Below are 18,162 nucleotides of genomic sequence, written 5' to 3' on the forward strand. Positions count from 1 at the left end.
AAGAGCCATTTTTCATTACAAAAAGATTCGTTCTCGATTCGGGAAAATTTGAAAAGGCCAATCTGCCTTGGCAAACTGACCTTGTAAGTTTTTTTCCTTTTTAGCTGAAGCACTTGCAATTCGAACCTTTTCCAATGATTATTTCCCCAAAAGTAATTCCTTTAATACGGAAGTAATCATGTTGTGATCTTCTTCACCAGGCAGTCCTGATACCGAAATTGTGCCTACAATACCTTCATCCTTCAAAATTAACGGAAAGGCGCCACCCTCAGCCTTGTAATCATTCGGATTGAGGCCGGAGGCTTCCACTGTCGAAGCGGTCGATTTCAGTAATACGTGCATGTAATAGGAACTATGCCCAAAATGTTGGACAACGTTATTTTTCCATGTCACCCATTCGTCGTTATTTGAAGATGTGCCGTTCATTCTGCTGTAAAATAACAGCTCATTGTTTTTACGAATATTGACGACGATTGCTTTATTCTCTTTCATTGCCTTTTCAATAATCCTGTTCCCAACCCTGTAAGCAGTCTCATTCGTAAAAACGGAAAACTGGAGATCTATTTCTTCCTGTAGCAAAGTCATTAGTAAATCGTCGTATTTATCCAGAGTGAGCACATCCATTTCAAATAAATTATCATTTCCTGTTTGATATTATACACGCAAAGGATAGTTTTTAACTAGAAGTTATACGGAATTTAAAAATATAATAGAAAGCTTCGTTTGTTCTAAAATAAAGCGTAATAGAATAATTTTTATAGAATATGAGGAACATCTGATTCCACGAAGAACTGTTTAAATCGACTGACATCATGCAGAGTACTTCCTCAGTAATCAATAATGGAGGTTGCAACGATGGCCATTATAGAGCAGACGATTTTTAATTCATTTGGAAACAAAATTATTACTAAGGACAGAGAGATTCCTATTGTCGGCAGAATGGATGAACCGCTTATTTTAATTTTGGACAATGTATTAAGCTACACAGAGTGTGACGCTTTGATAGACTTAGCTAATAATAGAATGAAAAGAGCTAAAATCGGCAAGTCTCGAGTAGTAAGCGATATTAGAACAAGCAGCAACATGTTTTTTGAGGAAAGCGAAAATGAAATGATTCAAAGAATTGAGGCCAGAATTTCTGAACTCATGAATATACCGATATCACATGCGGAACCGCTGCAAATTTTACAATATAAAGTAGGGGAGCAGTATCATCCTCATTTTGACTATTTTACATCCGAAAATGTTGTTAACAATCGGATCAGCACTTTGGTGATGTACTTAAATGACGTGGAAAAAGGCGGTGAAACGCATTTCCCATCGCTTCGTTTCTCAGTAACGCCGAAAAAAGGTAGTGCCGTCTATTTTGAATATTTTTATAATGATAGTCGCTTAAATGAACTAACATTACACGCAGGAAATCCAGTTGAAGTCGGGGAGAAATGGGTAGCGACCCAGTGGATGAGAAGACAGAGACATCGCAACGTTTAAAGAAAGAGAGTGGAGTTTGCAGCGATGCAGCTCCTTTTTTATTTTTTAATACAAACATGCCGTAGAATGCCGTTTAGGAGAAGAGCAATACAACATTTTAAAGATACCAACATCTGGTATAATAGGGTTGAGATATTGCACTGAAAAACGATTTTCTTTGTGGAAGATTGTCAGAATTTTGGAGGTCCATTATGAACGTGAAACCTCATGTAATTTCAATTGCTGCTATATCAGGAGGTGGGAAGACTACCATTACCAATCAGTTACTAGGTAAATTGAATAATTCAAAAGCATTGTATTTTGATGAATATGACTTTAAAGATTGTCCTGAAGACATTTGTGATTGGGTTAGTAGAGGAGCTAATTATAACGAATGGAATCTGGCCCCTTTAATTAAAGACATCCAAGAATATCTTAAGAATGAATCTATTGAATATATCCTTCTGGATTATCCATTTGCATATTTAAATGATTCTATGAGTGGATACATTGATTTAACAGTTTTTATTGATACCCCATTGGATATCGCGATGGCGAGAAGGATTTTACGAGATCAAAGTGAGAACTTGGTTTATGATTTGAATAGTGACTTAAACAACTACCTAGTCCGTGGAAGAGATGCTTACTTAGAAATGCAAAAAAACGTAAAACCGAATTCTGACATTGAAATTAATGGATTGTTGCCTGTTAATTTGATTGTCGATCAATTACTAGTAGAGTTGAGACACATAGGATTGTAAGTACAGGGCGTTACGCTAACGGATATAAGCAGCTTCAACTAATCCGTGAGACGAACAGGAGGAAACAAATATGAAAACAATTAAGTGCATGATGGACCATCTTTACTGGGCGGACGGACGCATCTTGGACGCGCTCGAGGAGAGTGAGACGAAGAACAAGGACCTGTTGAAGCTGGTTCGGCACGTCGCGGTCGCGGAACGAGTCTGGCTGTCCCGATTGCAGGGCAAGGGCACCACACAATATTTACTCTGGGAAGAAGCGGAAAATCTGGAGGAGATCCGGACGATGTTCGAAGAAAACGCCGAGCAATATCGCGTCTATGTTGAAGGGCTCGAGGAATCCATGTTGGACGAGATGATCGACTATGCGAACCAGAGCGGGGTTCCGTTCAAAACGTCAATTAGGGACATTCTATTGCAGGTCCTCTTACATGGTCAATATCACCGGGGACAGATCAACCGGGCACTTCGGATTGAATCAGCAGAGCCTGCCCAAGTCGATTACATCACGTTTGCGAGGCTATAACAGTGCCTAACAATGAAGTGAAGACATTGAGCGAAAGCATTATCTTTACTATTAATTGTAAGGATGTGTATCTTAAAGAGTACACGCTTGATGATCTCTATCAATTTCATTCTTTAACCTGGCAACCTGAAATATATGAGTACTTGCCTGGTTGGAACGTATCTAAAGAGCGACGTAAAATATGGTTGACGGATTATGAAATAATACAAAAATGCGGGTTTAAATTTCAAAGCGTTATTGAAATAGATAACGAGAGTTATAATTACTACAAGCTTGATAAAAATGAGTGGAAAGCTAAGGTTTAATTCATTTGCATGCTCCCTTAACGATAGACAACCTCTCGTATAAGGGAGCATACAATTGACCATTAAACCCTCGAATCTACAAGAGTGTATTCAAACAGACCGCTCCGATTTCACGTACGCTGATCTTGAACAGTTCCGTCCCAGTCGTACGCCCGATTAGTTCCCGATATTCCGCTACTGCCGCATGTGGCAGAACGGCGAGAATGACGCCTGCGAAACCGCCGCCATGTACTCGGCAAGCACCGTCGCCCAACTTGTTGATGAAACGCTCGGTAATGGCGAGTGTAAGTGCAATCCCCTGTTCACGGGATACCGATTCTTGGTTGATGTTCTGCAGCCATTTCCACGAGGAATTACCTGAAGCAGTAATATATTTCAGCACGTTCTGCCATTCGCCCGCCTTAATTGCCTCTACCTGCTGCCCAACACGGTCATTTTCATCCAGATAATGGAGGACCCGCAGCACCGCGCGATCTCCGGCAGTTTCGCGGAGTTCCGCGAGCCGGTCATAGATCATCTCTGCCGTCAAATCGCGGCATACCTCTGCACCAAAGGCTTGTGCCACCGCCCGCATCTCGTTCGGAATTGATGCATAATCCTTCGTGAGATCAGCATGATTACCGCCTGTACTGACAATGACAAGGCTGTAACCTGCTGCTTCAAAGGTACCTGGAACACGCTCAATCTGAGGTTCTGCCGGATCTTTGAAATCGATTGTGATCATGCCACCGTGCGAGCAAGCCATCTGGTCTAGCATTCCTGACGGCTTGTTCCAATAAAGATTTTCAGCATACTTGCCAATGCGCGACATCATGACCGCATCCATATCTCCGTTGTTATAAAACGTACTAAGCATTTGGCAGATCAGAATTTCGAAAGAGGCCGAGGAGCTGAGTCCTGATGCTGGAAGCACGTTACTGCTGATGCTAGCATTAAATCCGCCAATTTGATACCCGTGCTGTTGGAAACCATGTGCAATACCGCGGATCAAAGCAGCCGTCCCACCCTCGCCAGACTTAGGTGCTAGATCATCCAAATGGATGACGGACATGCCCGGATACCCTTCGGAAATGACCGAAATAACTCCAGTGTCTACGGTTGCTGCAGCCGCAATCGTATCTAACTGGATACTAGCTGCCAATACTTTTCCATTGTTATGGTCTGTATGATTGCCGCCTATCTCAGTACGCCCCGGAGCACTGAAGTATTTCAACGACTCCTTATCTCCATATTGCGCACGATATCCTTCCATACACTTCCGGTATCTGTCAATTTGTCTCTCTCGTTCTTCGCTTCCGTACATTTGGTCCAGTAGCTGTTGTGCCTGAAGCGAATCAAAAAACTGCTCGAAATGATCGTTCATTTGAATGTTCCTCCTGGTTCTAACTGTTTGAATAGTAATTATCATACCCATTGTACCGAAAGACAGCGCTCTCAGATAGATATTTATGAAAGAAATCGATCTTTATCAATTTCTTAGCTTCATATCTAATCAGAATCCATGGACAGGTTTGAAATTTTTCGATAAAATGCTCTGAAAGGTTTTTGCTCCTACCACCTAGTAGAAGGGGAAGTGCTGGATGAAAGGCAGTTTGAAGAAGCTTCCCATTGCTTGGCAATTGACCTTGCTGACTTCGCTCATTGTCATTCCCATGCTTCTAATCATGGTCACGAATTATTTCCGCTCTGTCGAGGTGGTAAAGCGTGACAACAGCAATTATGTACAGGGAGGCATCTCCCAGTTGAAGCAGACCATTGCGGCCAATAGCGAACACATTATTCGCATTTTGGATACGGTTGCTTACAATGGACAGACGGTTCAAAACTATTTTTACGTGTCAGATCCGGTTGAGAAGTTTGAAGCGTACACGCAATTGAGGAATTATTTGTCGGATATGATGGGCATGAAGGATGGTCTGTTGGACATCATGCTGGTCGGGAGAAATAACACGAAAGTCAACATTCAAGGCAATCTGAATGATCTGATGCCAATTGTCGATGAAATCCCGGACCAAACACTGTTCTATTATGCGGGCTACAGAGAGATTGATTTCGTGGCAAAAACAATGCCAGTTCTTGTTGTAGGAGCGCCCGTGTATTCTACAACGGAGTTTAGTGAAGGCAACAAACGTCTAGGTACGGTGCTGATGACAATTTCGATTAAGTCTTTGTTTGATGTGAATTTTCCAGACAAGCTATTCAACGGGGCGAAGGTATATATGTCGGATCGCATGGGGCATGTTTTTTTTACCAATGATCCATCCACGCGGCTTGGCAGCCTTATTCCCGAACAGGTATTGGCGGGTTCGAACCGAAAATATCTCGTTCAGAAAGATAGCATTCCCGATCTGGGAGGGGAAATTGTCATCGAAATACCTAACGAAATCTTGCTCAGGGGTATCAATGATATTCGCAAGCAGCAGTTGATTCTGGTCGCAGTAGCTCTGCTTTTGTTAATTGTGCCGCTTCTTTTTGTTATCAATAACATCCTGCAGCCGCTAAAAAAAATGATGCGCCTGATAAATGAGATGCGTATGGGGCAGAAAAATCAATTAAGCAAGCGCATTCAAGTCGGCGGCTACGCGGAAATGACGGTGATGACGACGCGTTTTAATGAAATGATGGCTGAGATTGAGGAATTAACCGAACACTTGGTTGAGGGCAAACGCTTGCTGTACGAGTCTGAACTGGTGAAACGAAGAGCGGAGCTTGCCTATTTGCAAAGCCAGATTAATCCTCATTTCCTCTATAAGCAATCATCCTTCTTCCGAACCTAATGAGACGCACAAACTAACTTCCGACCCTGCATTTGTAAATGTGGGATCAGGGAATCTTGGACGCACTTCATTAAACGGGTATAAGTTGCTGCAAGACTCTCCGGCGATCGGTTCCGGCGTGTTCGTCAACAATAACGGCGGCAAAGATTTCTGGGGCAACTCCGTGGCGTCCAGCGGATCGACAAATCGAGGGGCCTATAATGGTGCGGGCATTGCCAGCGGATTCACATCTTCCTATTACAAAATCATCAGCAGAAACAGCAGCAAAGCCTTAAGCATTCCGGGAAGTTCCAATACCGATGGTGTTCAACTGCAGCAGCTTGCTTATACCGGAGGGGACAATCAACTGTGGCAAATTGCGTATGTAGGCGGCGGTAATTATAAAATAGTCAGTAAGCTAAACGGTAAAGCGATTGATATATCCGGGTATTCCACCACGGACGGGGCTTCAATTATTCAATGGCCATATAGTGGAGGAGACAATCAGCAGTGGAAACTTTCCGCTGCATCCGCTGAAGGCTATTACAAACTCATTAGCAAGCTAAGCGGAAAAGCCGTCGATATTTCGGGAGGCTCGACAGCCGATGGCACGCCGATCATTCAGTGGCCGTTTAGCGGCAGCTACAATCAGCAATGGGAGCTTGTCCCAGTGTCATAACGAAAGCGAGCACCTAAGGGCTCTCCGTTCAGCTTGGCGGGGAGTCTTATTTTTCTAAGGGAAGGGAAGTGGTTCAGGCATGAAGGCTACTAAGCGAAACATATCCGTGCAAGTTAGCCGTATTTTTCTGGGTTTACTTGTTCTCACTTCTTGCACTACAAGCGTTCCAGCTGATCAGGGTGAAACGTCGTCGCAGGCCGGTCGTTTACAATCGGAAGTCCGAATTGTAGCAACCGTCAACGGCGAGCCCCTGACGATGGAAGAGTATGGGCTTGCGAGGCGGTTATCCACTCCCCAAACCGGGTCGCAGGAGGGACGGAAGGCCGATGAACTCGAGACGGCGATTCAGGTAAAGGTCTTGCAGCTGGAAGGGGTGAAGCAGGGACTGCTCGCATCCGCTTCCTTCGCAGATTTCCATGCCCAACTAGACAAGGAAAACGAGCGGAGAGCGCAAGCAGCAGAACAAAAGGCAGTCATCTATGGCCCCAAGCGATTTTCGGACCAAACGTTCTACGCCGATGAGTTCGCCCAATTGGAAAATGGCTTAAAAAGAATGGCCGCACAAACGATGGACACATCGGAAGAAGCCCTGCAGCTAGCCTATCAAAGGGACTTAGCGGTGTATACGATCCAGCCAACCATCCGGTTGAAAGTCTGGAAACTGCCGATCAGCTCAGAGGCAGGAAGCGATTTGAAACGCATGCAGGCGCTGCACAAGGAAGCAGTCTCCGGCGCCAAACTTGAAGTAATTGTCAATGCAGCGGAAGCTGCGCCGATACAAGTCATCGACGAGATGATAACTGAGGAGAATAAGCGCAGCTTATTGAAATATCGGGAAGCCGTATTCGAGCAGGCGAACCGATTGCATCCGGGCGAGTACAGCCCTATTTTTGTCGATCAGAGCAGTTATGTCATGGTCTATTGCGACAGTCGGCTTGAGGAAGGAGTCAAAGCCTTCGCGAAGGTTCGGGATGAAGTATACCGCAAGCTCGTTGACCAAAAGTTTCAGTCACACTGGGATCAGCTCCGAGCAGCGGCAGATGTTCAAGTGAATGCTGCTGAGCTCGGCAGTCAGGCAACTTTCACTGAGCGCTGATTCGCAGCGGGAAGCTTGTAAGCATCGCACTCTTGGCGTCCTCGTGCTGAAGCGTGCCATTTTCGCCATCCTTCGTGTAGCTGATGCTCATCGGAAGTTTGATTTCAACAGAATATTCGCCAAAAGGGACTTGCTTCCCGTCGAAATCTTTCTGATCCCAGATAAAGTCAAACGAATGTACTTCGCCGCTTGCCAATTTCGCATCAGGCGAATCGATTTGACCGGACCAAACAAGCGTCAACGTACCATCTGTCTTGTCCCGACGGGAGATGTCGATTTTGAAAGCAGTTGGCTGCATTGTTAACGCCTCCTCACTCCCATTCCGGAATATGAATTCAATACCGACTTGTTTTCCATAAGGTTGAAAAGCTTCACTAGAGATATTACCGGCCTCGTTCTTAACATGAACCGTCAAATCAAACGGATAATTTCGCGACCCGGATCCGAGTTCAGTAATTGTTTTCGTTTGATTGATTACTGTAATCGGTTTTACCTCTACCTTCGTTGGAGGAACGTAAGCATCAGGATCCTGGTCCTTTTTCACAGCGTATATCCATGAATCACCGAGCCACGAACTATGAATATGATGCCAGCCGCTTCCATGCTCGAAAGTATTAATGGTTTGAGGAGCAAGTGAGCCAAGTACGCGGGCCGCCTTGTTAGGATGTTCGTAAACAACCGCCGTTTGGTCTAATCGAAGGGTCGTTTCTTCGCTGCGTAAGTCCGCAGGATTTCCGACTTTCGGGTTTACCCAATGGGGGCCATCCCAAGTATCCACATAGTACCAATCGTTCCATACAATTTTGGATGTGAACCATTGCGGGGCAAGCCAGCCTGCCACATGACTGCCTGCGTCTGGCGAATCGAACATTGGAGAAGTTGTCGGTAGTTCAAACGACATGCCTGAGCTGTTCGCACCATATGTCTGCACATCGTCAATGATGGGGTGCTGCGGACGCATCCACCGATAGCCGAGCCAGGTTTGAATCAAATAATTGCCATCATCGGCATACAGGACGCGCAGCAGTTGAGGAGAAACGGAACCCGCGCTTCGAGCGCCAGAGCTGTGGCTCTGGTCATTATAGAAGTTCTCCATACCGGTCAACAGGAGATGTTGATAGTAGTCTTCCCGAAACTCGGGATTTTGCAGGTGAACCCAGCGATCGCCGTCAGTCGTCTTAATTTCGAACCAGACAGCCTCATGAGTTTGAATCAATTTACGATCCCAGCTTGGTTCAGCTCCATCGACCTTTACGACTTGAGGTGAGGCGAAATATAGCCGCTGACCTTCGATCGAATCATACACTGGCGTAAGTTGTTCATTTAAAACGAGTTCAATCGGTAATGGAAGCAGCGCGGAATTCGAATCAGCGGCTTGCACACCTTTGTCGAGGACCAATCCGCTAAGCAGGATTAGGGATAGTAAAGTAAGCGTTTGTTTTCGCATACAAGGTTTCCTCCAATGCTCTTCAGAGTCGAATTACAGGATATATACATTAACGCAAGTGGGGATCAAATGTTTCGGCCATTTATTGATCGAAATTGGTTCCTAGTAGAAGATGTAAAGTATGCAATTATGCGAATAATAGCATCTGCGAGTTAATCGTTTGGAAGGAATTAGCATTTCTTGTTAGAATCAATATGAAGATGATCTGCTAATAAATTTATACATATAAGGAGATAAAACTATGGCAAAAAACAAATTATTAAGAATGGACAATGTTGGCATTGTAGTAGAATCACTTGATGACGCAATTTCTTTCTTCGAGGAGATTGGCTTGAAGCTGGAAGGGCGAGCTACAATTGAAGGTGAATGGGCTGGTCGTGTAACCGGGCTAGGTTCACAGTGTGTGGAGATTGCTATGATGATTACCCCAGATGGCCACAGCCGAATTGAACTTTCGCGATTTCTCACCCCACCTACGGTATCAGATCACCGAACTGCTCCTGTAAATGCCCTCGGTTATCTGCGCGTCATGTTCACTGTTGAAGGCATTGACGAATTGGTATCCAGACTAGTCACTAAGCATGGTGCACAGCTCGTTGGGGAAGTTGTTCAGTATGGGGACTCGTATCGGCTCTGCTACATACGTGGAAAAGATGGACTTCTAATCGGTTTGGCGGAACAACTCGGGAACAAATAACGGGACGTCTCGTTCAATTCATTGCTTTTGGAAAATAATTAGGAAAAATCTCTAGAGAAATTCGATTGCACCCTCTCATAATTATCCACCCTGCCGAATTCATTTGATTGATCATTAGTTATCATGAATCATTTTAATGATAAGGGAGAGGGAACGGGATGTTGCATTCGAAAAAGGTAGTCGCAGCAGGACTTGCACTCGTCATGATGCTAGGCAGCGGTACGGCGGTAATGGCAGAAGGCTATAACAAAAACAAAGGCAAACACGATGACGATCGGAAGGGTAATAACAAGATCGAATTGCATTTGACGTTCAACGATTTGAAGAACTCGGAATGGGCGATGCGTTATATTGCCAGCCTTGCTTCCAAGCGGGTGTTTGAAGGCTATGACGACGGCACTTTTAAACCGCAGAACACGGTGTCCCGCATCGAAGCGATCACCGCGGCTGTTCGTTTAATGGGGCTGCGCGATCAGGCGGAATCGCCGGCTAAGATGAGTACAAAGCTAAATTTTAAAGATGCCAACCAAATTCCAGCATGGGCTGTCGGCTACGTAGCCGTCGCTCTGGAGAATGACCTGTTCTCCGAAAGCGATGACATGGTCAACCCGCAAAAAGTCAGCGACCGGCTGTGGGCAACAACACTACTGGTGAAAGCGTTGAAACTGGACGCCGATGCCAAAGCCAAGATGAATACGGTGCTACCGTTTACAGACGCTAAGCAAATTCCTGCAGGCTCAGTTGGTTATGTCGCTGTCGCGCGGGAGCGGGGACTTGTCGATGGCTTTGAAGACAATACCTTCAAACCGAACCAACCGGTAACGCGTGCACAACTTGCCGCGCTGTTGGATCGCGTCGGTGGACAGCTGCCGGATCAGGACAACAACTCGTTGACAGGCACAGTGAATGCAGCTGTAACGGGCAGCACGCTGAACCTGACACGCTCGGGCAGCACGTATTCGTATGCGCTGCATCCGGAAGTGTTTGTTTACCGGAACGGCGCTAAAGTCAACGTTTCTGCGATTCAAGTAGGCGATCAAGTGAAACTCAGCCTCTTCAACAATCAGGTTGTGTTCATTGAAGTGACGACACCGGTGAACTCTAACCCGAATACGGTGCTATATAACGGTACAGTCAGTGTGCCGGTTACAAATAATACATTGACGATTACGAATGGCTCGCAGTCATCTTCGATGACGCTTGATCCGAACGTTGTCGTGTACAGAGGCGGTACAAGAATCACCGCTTACGACCTTAGGGTGGGCGATGTTGTCAGCTTGAGCATTGCGAACAATCAAGTGACCTACATCTCCGTAACGACATCCGCCACACCTGTAACAAACAGCGGCACGGTCAGCGCGATTGTGAACGATAACGTACTGCAGCTGATGAAAGCAGGAGTGAACACAACGTATACACTGGATTCCAATGCTGTCATTTACCGCAACAATGTTCAAGTTAGCCGCTCTGCGCTGCAAATCGGGGACGTGGTGAACATCAGCACATCCAATAACTTGGTCACTTATGTTCAGGTGACACAGATGGCGCAAACGCTCAGCACTAGTGCAACACTGAACGCTGCGGTTTCCAACAATGTGCTGCAAGTGACTTCGACAAACAGCAGCAGTCCTGCCTACTACACGGTTTCTCCTGACGTGGTTGTTTACCGTAACGGAGTGCGCGCCACATTGTCAGATCTTCGCACCGGAGATGTCGTCAACTTGCGCACGTCGAACAATCAAGTGATTTACATCGAGGTTACGCGCAACGCAGGCGTTGACCAGTCGTTTGATATTTACGGGTATTTGAAAAGCACAACCGTTAACGCACAAGGTGTGATTGCGACGATTACGATCTCCCAAAACGTTAACGGCACTGATCAAAACACACTCTATAATGTATCGCCGAGTGTCAGCTTATCTGGGAACTTGGGCCTATTCAGTGAAGGCCATCTCGTTGAATTGATCGGTTCGAATAATCTCGTCACTTCGATCGTTGTGAAGTAAAACAGAAGGGCTGCCCAAGTGGCAGCCCTTTTTTCGATTCTAAAATATTCGATGCTAGATATTCATTCGAAGACGTAAATCCGCCATCATAGCCTCAGCTTGCTGTGGGTCTTCATTCAGCAACTTCCTGTATGTCAGCATCCAATTCAGCGTTACAAGCATTTGATCGTATTCGTCCTTCTTACGCTCGATTTCATTGATTTTCTGAAGAATCCATTCTATTACTTCTTGGTTCGTGCGAGCATTCGTATCGTGATCCTGCAAAATCGTTTTCAGCTCAGCTAACGAACAGCCGATGCCTTGAAATTTCTTAATCAGCCTTAACCGTTCAATGGCTTCGTCCGAGTAGTTGCGGTAATTATTCTTCTCTCGCTGAATATGCCTGCTGTCCAGCAAACCCTCTTTCTCGTAAAAACGAATGGTGTGGGGGGTTAAACCCATCAAGTCTGCTAATTCTTGAATTTTCAAATCATATTCCACCTCCAAACGCTTGCCTTAGAGTTCACTTCATAGTTTAGACTAGAGTCATATCTTCGTCAAATACTTAAGGAGGCATAAAACGATTATGCGAATATTTGTTACAGGTGCAGCAGGTTATATTGGTACAGCAGTTGTCCGCGAACTCATCGGTGCGGGACATCAGGTAGTTGGTTTGACACGTTCAGAGAGTGGTGCTCAAGTATTAGAAAGCTTGGGAGCTGAGGTAGCTCGCGGTGTTTTAGAGGATCTGGATTTACTTCGCAGCCGTGCAGCAACTTCAGACGGCGTTATTCATCTGGCTTTTAACCACGATTTCACTAATTTCGCCGCATCACTAGCAACGGATCTTCGCGCCATTGAAGCAATGGGAGAGGTGCTTGCAGGCACCAGTAAACCACTTGTTATCACAGCTCATGCGAATGGTAAAGCATCGGAAGATGCAGCCCTTTCGTTTATAGAAAAAGGTGTGAGAGCATCGATCGTATCGCTAGCACCATCCGTTCATGGAGAAGGAGATAAAGGCTTCGTGCCGCAATTAATCCGGATCGCTCAGGAAAGAGGCTCTTCAGCTTACATTGGAGACGGCACAAACCGTTGGCCAGCGATTCATCGCTTGGATGCGGCAGTTTTGTTCCGCCTCGCTGTAGAATCTGCGCCGGCTGGTTCGCGACTGGATGGCGTGGACGATGAAGGCATTCCGTTCAGTGACCTTGCCGAAGTCATAGGCCGCCACTTAGATGTGCCGGTAGTCAGCATCCCGCGTGAAGAGGCACAAGCGATCTTCGGTTTTCTAGGCATGGTCGCGTCGCTTGACTTAGCAAGATCAAGTGAAGAGACGAGGGAACTACTCGGCTGGAAGCCTGTCCAACAGGGACTTCTCGCAGATCTGGAGCAAGGACATTATTTCTCGAAATAGCGTTTGATAAATACGGAATCGGTCGCAGTAAGAAGTTTCAGCTTAATTTCAGCGTGGACTTGCAGAAATTAAGCTGATTTTAACCGGGAAATTATTCCAGTTTAAGGGTTCGTTCATGTAAAGTTCAGGAAGCACGCCTATACTTCATTATGTCGAGAGCAAGTGGCATACCGAAAATGATCGGAGAGGTGAGGAGTAGGATGAGAAAACAACTTATGGTATTGATGGGTGCCGCCATTTTGGCCGCATCCACAAGCGGAATCGTGCTTCCGCGCGGAGCTTATGCGGATGAAGCGGTAACTGGTGTAAATACAACGGCGCAGACGAATGCAGAGAAACCTGATACGCAGGTGGCAACTATAGATTTTAGCACCATGTTCTTGAACAACTGGCTTAGCAAACTCGATGTGCATACAGCAGAAGCTGCCAAGATAAATACGAGCGATTTTAGCGATTTGATACATAATGGATCGAGCTTGGCGACCGCTTCAGGTCTTGCCTTATCGGAGCTGTCATCGTCGCTTATTGAGCAGTTCGGGATTGATACTAGCAATGAGGTTAAGCAAGGGACTCTTACGGACGAAGAAGCTGCTAATCTTCAGCAGCAGTTCAAAGAGGGTATAGCGAGCTGGGTTCAGCAATCTTGGCCAGGGACTAATGCAACTTCATACCTGCCTAAGGATGGAAAAAGCATCATTCAAAATCGCTTGAACCATATCATCTCAGATGCTGCTACGGCTTCAGCTGTTGCGGAAACCGATATCAGGCAGGCTCTTCAATCCGGGCAATCGATTGTTGAGGCAACAGGGATGGATGCGCAAGCATTAAACAGCGTATTGAACACCTTGCTGGGTGGAGATTTGGATGCTGCGGTTAGTGCGGGAAGCCTGAAAGTCGATCAACGAGACCAGCTTGCAATTTCCGGGGCAGATCAGATCTGGCAGGTCATTGAGAAGAAGGGCTACGACGAGCAAACGACGCCATGGATGGAGAAGTACGGCCAGGCACTGCTGAATAAGAAGCTGGATCCGGACATGATGATTCAAGCTGCAGCTGCTTTTGCGGGCAAAGATTATAAGGATATCACGGATGGATTAGCCGCAGGCCAAAGCTTGGTTACGGCTTCCGGTCTCGCATCTTCAGATTTATCAGCGCAGCTTATGGATGCAATAAGCCGAGACTTGGACAATGAATGGAATGCAGGCAATCTCTCCGCACAATTGCGAGATCAGTTGAAGAAGAGTGCGGCTGAGGCGATTGACAAAGCCATTGACTTAGACGGATACGGCCAAGCGGCTAGTGGCAGCAGCAACCATGCGATTGCGGAAGAAAGCATTCAAGCTCTTGTCGAAGACAGTGCGAATTATGCAGAAGCTGCCGTAACTGATCTGCGCCAGTCTTTGGCAGATGATCATACACTAGTAGAAGCAACGGGCAAAGACGAGAATGACTTGAGCAGCTATTTGCAGCAGAATGCACATGCTTATATCGAGCAGGCGGTGCAGAAAGGCTGGCTCAACGCTGCTGATCTAGCGGCGACCGAGTCGGAAGCTGATAGCCTCGTGCTGGATGCCATCAACCGCCAGGGCTACAAAGATCAAGTGGATGCGAAGCAATATATGGCGAACCGCTCGGATCGGGTTATCGATGATGTGGCTTCAGTCTCCGGAATCGAAACCGCTGACCTACTTAAGAATCTGGACGGAGGGCAAAGCATAGCTAAAGCAGCTAATCAGGATCCGGACTCACTCTTATATAACCTGCTGAAAAAGGCTAACCAAGATATCAACGGTTTTGCCGCTGCGGGTGCCATCAGTAAGGAAGATGCAGCAAAGCTCAAAGTGGATTATGGTGCTTGGGCAGTAAAATATCTTAGTGCAAACTAAGTTTAAATAGAAGTGACGGGTAATCCGCAATGACGGATTGCCCGTTTTTTATTTAAAAGACTCACTCAATTTTTCGCGCCTTACAATCCCGACAGTCTGGAAAATAAATATCTCATTGCATCCAACTCCGAAATGCGATATATTGCATATACATATAGCAACAAAAAGGAGATTGCTCATGCCAATACCCCATAATTTCTCTTCACCTACTCGAATATCAGCGAAAGAACGAGCATTAACTCAAATTCAGAGATGGATCATTGAAGGGACACTTGTGCCGGGCGAAAAATTAATTGATGCTGAACTCGCAGAATCTTTAGCTGTTAGCAGAACTCCAATCAGGGAAGCCTTTCAGCTTTTGGAAATGCAAGGTCTTGTCTCGATGTTTCCGGGCAAAGAAACAAGAGTAACGAATATAGAAAAAGATGATATTCTTAAGCTTTACCCGACACTCGCTGCCCTCTATTCTTTGGCTGCCGAATACGCGGCAAACCTTATTACCCTTGAACAGATTGAGGACTTAAAAGCAATAAATCAGCAATTCGCCCAAGCCATCCACAATGGACAGACCTACCAAGCTATGGAACTTGATGAGCAGTTTCATAATTTAATTGTTGATGTAGGGGATAATGCGTATATCGCGTCATTCAGTACATCATTGCAAATCCATATAAGAAGATTTAAGTATGTCTTTTTAAAACAGCCAATTACGGGAACACTTGCTTCAGTTGAAGAGCACGCATCAATCATTTTAGCTTTGGAGGAGAAAGACGCTGAAACAGCTGCCGCACATATGAAACAAAACTTAATAAGACCTATGCATGAACTGTATGCCCTAATCTAATATTGAAAGGATTGATGTGAATGTTTGATCAAAAAGATTTAAGAATTCGAAGCAAAGTTATCAGTGAGGGAGTCAATCGCGTTCCTAATCGCGCTATGCTTAGGGCTGTAGGTTTTAAAGACGACGATTTCAAGAAGCCGATGATTGGGGTAGCCAGTACGTGGAGTGAAGTAACCCCATGTAACATGCATATTGATTCGTTAGCGCTTGCAGCGAAGAAGGGAATTCAACTTCATGGTGGTGCTCCTCTGATTTTTAACACCATTACGGTTTCAGACGGAATATCGATGGGGCATGACGGGATGTTGTACTCTTTACCAAGCCGTGAAGCTATTGCAGACTCTATTGAGATTGTTACGAATGCCGAGCGTTTCGATGCACTTGTTGCTATAGGCGGATGCGATAAGAATACACCAGCATGTTTAATGGCCATTGGCCGACTGAATTTGCCTGCGGTTTATGTGTATGGGGGAACCATTCAACCTGGAAAGTTAGATGGGAAAGACGTTGATATTGTTAGTGCTTTTGAAGCAGTAGGCTTATATCATGATGGAAAAATGACGGATGAGGAGCTTCACAACGTAGAGTGCAACGCTTGTCCTGGAGCTGGTGCTTGCGGAGGCATGTATACAGCTAACACAATGGCATCTGCGGCAGAAGCATTAGGCATGAGTTTACCAGGATCATCTTCCACATCAGCGGTATCACCTCAAAAAGCATTGGAATGCGAAAAAGCCGGTGAGCAAGTACTCGAACTACTTGAGAAGGGGATTTATCCCCGTGATATCATGACAAAGAAAGCATTTGAAAATGCGATAACGCTTGTAATGGCACTCGGTGGCTCTACGAATGCCTTCTTGCACCTTATTGCGATTGCACACTCCGTACAAGTGGAGTTAACCTATGATGATTTCGAACGTATTCGCGTCAAAGTGCCGCACATAGCAGATCTTAAACCGAGTGGAAAGTATGTCATGCAGGACCTAAGTGATGTTGGGGGTGTACCGGGTGTGATGAAGCTTCTTCTTGAACAGGGTCTTCTCCATGGGGATTGCATGACGATTACTGGAAAAACTTTAGCAGAGAATCTGGCAGCTTCAGAACCTTTGCATGAAAATCAGGACATTATTCGACCTTTTGATAATCCCCTAAAAACTAGTGGACCGTTGGTCGTTCTAAAGGGAAATTTGGCGCCGGAAGGTGCAATTGCCAAAATGTCAGGAATGAAAAAGGCTCGTTTTACTGGTCCTGCACGCGTATATGACAGCGAGGCAGAGGCTACAGAGGCGATAGTACAAAAGCAAATCCGCAAAGGAGATGTGTTAGTTATTCGATACTGCGGACCGAAGGGTGGACCTGGTATGCCAGAGATGCTTTCAGTTACCGCTTTAATTGTCGGGAAAGGATTTGGTGGAGAAGTTGCACTCATTACGGATGGCCGATTTTCAGGTGGCTCACACGGTTTTGTAGTAGGCCATGTAGCGCCAGAAGCGCAAGTAGGTGGACCCATTGCTCTTCTGCAAGAAGGTGACAACATTACCATCGATAGTGAAACACAAGAAATTTCCTTTGAAGTTTCAGATGAAGAGTTAGCGAAACGCAAGAGTGAATGGGTTCAGCCACAATTGAAATTTAGTCATGGTGTTCTCAGTAAATATGCCAGATTAGTTTCATCTGCTTCCAAAGGGGCCGTTACAGATTTATTCTAAGCAGGCTTTAAACTCAGGTATAGCAAAAGGCAGCCAACAAAATGGCTGCCTTTGTCATGCTGATTATTTTTTAACCACTGGCACCCAAAATTCGCCGTAGAAAGTGCCGTCACGGTTATCTTTGCGATAAGTCGCATTTGGACCACCGATGTAAGCATAATCTGTGATTTGAGACAAGACTTCGCCAAATGCACGGTAAGTCAACTGATCAAATAAAGATTCCTTTTCGCCATTTCCTGCGACCACGATGTATTCACTCTCTGGAAACTCGATGATACGCGTTGCGTCAGTCACTGATTTTCCAGCTTCTACTGCGAAATAATTCCATGGTTTTCCTTGATAGACCTCATTGACAGACCATTCGCGATCATCTTTTGCAGCGTCTTTGAGCTTATTAAAACGCCCGTCAGCTTTAAGTTTATCCCAAAACTCGGTTTTTTCTTTTTGCATAGCCGGCATGTCTTGAAAATTCGACTGGATTGAAAAACCATAAGCGGTTAATGTGAATGATTTTTTGTGTTCAAGTGTGTATTCTGCCATGTGAATGCTCCTTTTATCCGATATAATTTTTGGGAAGTCAGGCT

18 protein-coding genes are annotated in these 18,162 nt (G+C 45.5%); 13 read left to right on the top strand and 5 right to left on the bottom strand.

The genetic code is table 11. The features are described from left to right. Window positions 1-138 precede the first annotated feature (138 nt). A complete protein-coding gene (locus ACUN27_RS17655; RefSeq protein WP_326059686.1) occupies window positions 139-624 on the bottom strand; it encodes a heme-degrading domain-containing protein in 486 nt (161 codons plus the stop codon). Between the two features lie 231 nt (window positions 625-855). On the opposite strand from ACUN27_RS17655, the gene ACUN27_RS17660 reads away from it, so the two are divergent. From ACUN27_RS17660 to ACUN27_RS17675, 4 genes are all read left to right on the top strand, one after another. Then, window positions 856-1,491 carry a 2OG-Fe(II) oxygenase gene (locus ACUN27_RS17660; protein WP_315950555.1) on the top strand — a complete coding sequence of 212 codons (636 nt, stop codon included), beginning with the start codon at window positions 856-858 and terminating at the stop codon, window positions 1,489-1,491. A 191-nt stretch (window positions 1,492-1,682) separates the two neighbouring features. Further along, window positions 1,683-2,231 carry a hypothetical protein gene (locus tag ACUN27_RS17665; RefSeq protein ID WP_315950554.1) on the top strand — a complete coding sequence of 183 codons (549 nt, stop codon included), beginning with the start codon at window positions 1,683-1,685 and terminating at the stop codon, window positions 2,229-2,231. A 70-nt stretch (window positions 2,232-2,301) separates the two neighbouring features. Beyond that, the gene (locus ACUN27_RS17670; RefSeq protein WP_315950553.1) at window positions 2,302-2,757 is read left to right on the top strand and encodes a DinB family protein; all 456 of its coding nucleotides are present in this window, start codon (window positions 2,302-2,304) and stop codon (window positions 2,755-2,757) included. A 2-nt stretch (window positions 2,758-2,759) separates the two neighbouring features. Beyond that, window positions 2,760-3,062 carry a hypothetical protein gene (locus ACUN27_RS17675; protein WP_445559303.1) on the top strand — a complete coding sequence of 101 codons (303 nt, stop codon included), beginning with the start codon at window positions 2,760-2,762 and terminating at the stop codon, window positions 3,060-3,062. A 76-nt stretch (window positions 3,063-3,138) separates the two neighbouring features. Here ACUN27_RS17675 and ACUN27_RS17680 read toward each other — a convergent pair whose 3' ends face one another. Further along, on the bottom strand, window positions 3,139-4,425 hold the full coding sequence (locus ACUN27_RS17680; RefSeq protein ID WP_445559304.1) for a galactokinase: 1,287 nt from the start codon (window positions 4,423-4,425) through the stop codon (window positions 3,139-3,141). Between the two features lie 217 nt (window positions 4,426-4,642). Here ACUN27_RS17680 and ACUN27_RS17685 point away from each other — a divergent pair, with 217 nt between their 5' ends. The 3 genes from ACUN27_RS17685 (at window position 4,643) to ACUN27_RS17695 (ending at window position 7,593) form a co-directional block, all read left to right on the top strand. Next, complete coding sequence (locus ACUN27_RS17685; RefSeq protein ID WP_445559305.1) at window positions 4,643-5,839, top strand: sensor histidine kinase; 1,197 nt, start codon at window positions 4,643-4,645, stop codon at window positions 5,837-5,839. Window positions 5,840-5,879: 40 nt separating this feature from the next. Continuing rightward, on the top strand, window positions 5,880-6,497 hold the full coding sequence (locus tag ACUN27_RS17690; RefSeq protein WP_445559306.1) for an RICIN domain-containing protein: 618 nt from the start codon (window positions 5,880-5,882) through the stop codon (window positions 6,495-6,497). 79 nt (window positions 6,498-6,576) lie between these two features. Then, a complete protein-coding gene (locus ACUN27_RS17695; protein ID WP_445559307.1) occupies window positions 6,577-7,593 on the top strand; it encodes a peptidylprolyl isomerase in 1,017 nt (338 codons plus the stop codon). Here the strand turns inward: ACUN27_RS17695 and ACUN27_RS17700 are convergent. Then, entirely contained in the window at window positions 7,580-9,040 is a 1,461-nt protein-coding gene (locus ACUN27_RS17700) for a hypothetical protein (protein ID WP_445559308.1), read from the bottom strand. The two genes, ACUN27_RS17695 and ACUN27_RS17700, sit on opposite strands and share 14 nt — an antisense overlap. Window positions 9,041-9,281: 241 nt before the next feature. On the opposite strand from ACUN27_RS17700, the gene ACUN27_RS17705 reads away from it, so the two are divergent. Together ACUN27_RS17705 and ACUN27_RS17710 are read left to right on the top strand one after the other, a co-directional pair. Further along, a complete protein-coding gene (locus tag ACUN27_RS17705; RefSeq protein WP_315950545.1) occupies window positions 9,282-9,737 on the top strand; it encodes a VOC family protein in 456 nt (151 codons plus the stop codon). Window positions 9,738-9,895: 158 nt separating this feature from the next. Continuing rightward, a complete protein-coding gene (locus ACUN27_RS17710) occupies window positions 9,896-11,743 on the top strand; it encodes an S-layer homology domain-containing protein (RefSeq protein ID WP_326059674.1) in 1,848 nt (615 codons plus the stop codon). Window positions 11,744-11,797: 54 nt separating this feature from the next. Here ACUN27_RS17710 and ACUN27_RS17715 read toward each other — a convergent pair whose 3' ends face one another. Continuing rightward, window positions 11,798-12,211 (bottom strand): MerR family transcriptional regulator, encoded by a 414-nt coding sequence (locus ACUN27_RS17715; protein WP_315950542.1) that lies wholly within the window; start codon window positions 12,209-12,211, stop codon window positions 11,798-11,800. A gap of 97 nt (window positions 12,212-12,308) precedes the next feature. Here ACUN27_RS17715 and ACUN27_RS17720 point away from each other — a divergent pair, with 97 nt between their 5' ends. The 4 genes from ACUN27_RS17720 to ilvD all read left to right on the top strand — a co-directional run bounded on the left by ACUN27_RS17720 (window position 12,309) and on the right by ilvD (window position 17,578). Further along, complete coding sequence (locus tag ACUN27_RS17720) at window positions 12,309-13,139, top strand: SDR family oxidoreductase (protein ID WP_326059672.1); 831 nt, start codon at window positions 12,309-12,311, stop codon at window positions 13,137-13,139. A 200-nt stretch (window positions 13,140-13,339) separates the two neighbouring features. Then, a complete protein-coding gene (locus ACUN27_RS17725) occupies window positions 13,340-15,025 on the top strand; it encodes a hypothetical protein (RefSeq protein ID WP_326059670.1) in 1,686 nt (561 codons plus the stop codon). Between the two features lie 178 nt (window positions 15,026-15,203). Further along, on the top strand, window positions 15,204-15,869 hold the full coding sequence (locus ACUN27_RS17730; protein ID WP_315950536.1) for a GntR family transcriptional regulator: 666 nt from the start codon (window positions 15,204-15,206) through the stop codon (window positions 15,867-15,869). A gap of 20 nt (window positions 15,870-15,889) precedes the next feature. Further along, window positions 15,890-17,578 carry a dihydroxy-acid dehydratase gene (gene ilvD, locus ACUN27_RS17735; RefSeq protein WP_326059668.1) on the top strand — a complete coding sequence of 563 codons (1,689 nt, stop codon included), beginning with the start codon at window positions 15,890-15,892 and terminating at the stop codon, window positions 17,576-17,578. Between the two features lie 63 nt (window positions 17,579-17,641). Here the strand turns inward: ilvD and ACUN27_RS17740 are convergent, their stop codons facing one another. Next, window positions 17,642-18,118 carry a GyrI-like domain-containing protein gene (locus ACUN27_RS17740; RefSeq protein ID WP_315950532.1) on the bottom strand — a complete coding sequence of 159 codons (477 nt, stop codon included), beginning with the start codon at window positions 18,116-18,118 and terminating at the stop codon, window positions 17,642-17,644. Between the last annotated feature and the right edge of the window lie 44 nt (window positions 18,119-18,162).

This window comes from Paenibacillus sp. WC2504, assembly GCF_052682475.1.

What these genes read in the sequence shown, in the direction of transcription:
- ACUN27_RS17730 (WP_315950536.1), top strand. Translation starts at nt 15,204, where the DNA reads ATGCCAATACCCCATAATTTCTCTTCACCTACTCGAATATCAGCGAAA.
- ACUN27_RS17665 (WP_315950554.1), top strand. Translation starts at nt 1,683, where the DNA reads ATGAACGTGAAACCTCATGTAATTTCAATTGCTGCTATATCAGGAGGT.
- ilvD (WP_326059668.1), top strand. Translation starts at nt 15,890, where the DNA reads ATGTTTGATCAAAAAGATTTAAGAATTCGAAGCAAAGTTATCAGTGAG.
- ACUN27_RS17700 (WP_445559308.1), bottom strand. Translation starts at nt 9,040, where the DNA reads ATGCGAAAACAAACGCTTACTTTACTATCCCTAATCCTGCTTAGCGGA.
- ACUN27_RS17705 (WP_315950545.1), top strand. Translation starts at nt 9,282, where the DNA reads ATGGCAAAAAACAAATTATTAAGAATGGACAATGTTGGCATTGTAGTA.
- ACUN27_RS17680 (WP_445559304.1), bottom strand. Translation starts at nt 4,425, where the DNA reads ATGAACGATCATTTCGAGCAGTTTTTTGATTCGCTTCAGGCACAACAG.
- ACUN27_RS17710 (WP_326059674.1), top strand. Translation starts at nt 9,896, where the DNA reads ATGTTGCATTCGAAAAAGGTAGTCGCAGCAGGACTTGCACTCGTCATG.
- ACUN27_RS17720 (WP_326059672.1), top strand. Translation starts at nt 12,309, where the DNA reads ATGCGAATATTTGTTACAGGTGCAGCAGGTTATATTGGTACAGCAGTT.
- ACUN27_RS17685 (WP_445559305.1), top strand. Translation starts at nt 4,643, where the DNA reads ATGAAAGGCAGTTTGAAGAAGCTTCCCATTGCTTGGCAATTGACCTTG.
- ACUN27_RS17695 (WP_445559307.1), top strand. Translation starts at nt 6,577, where the DNA reads ATGAAGGCTACTAAGCGAAACATATCCGTGCAAGTTAGCCGTATTTTT.
- ACUN27_RS17740 (WP_315950532.1), bottom strand. Translation starts at nt 18,118, where the DNA reads ATGGCAGAATACACACTTGAACACAAAAAATCATTCACATTAACCGCT.
- ACUN27_RS17670 (WP_315950553.1), top strand. Translation starts at nt 2,302, where the DNA reads ATGAAAACAATTAAGTGCATGATGGACCATCTTTACTGGGCGGACGGA.
- ACUN27_RS17660 (WP_315950555.1), top strand. Translation starts at nt 856, where the DNA reads ATGGCCATTATAGAGCAGACGATTTTTAATTCATTTGGAAACAAAATT.
- ACUN27_RS17655 (WP_326059686.1), bottom strand. Translation starts at nt 624, where the DNA reads ATGGATGTGCTCACTCTGGATAAATACGACGATTTACTAATGACTTTG.
- ACUN27_RS17725 (WP_326059670.1), top strand. Translation starts at nt 13,340, where the DNA reads ATGAGAAAACAACTTATGGTATTGATGGGTGCCGCCATTTTGGCCGCA.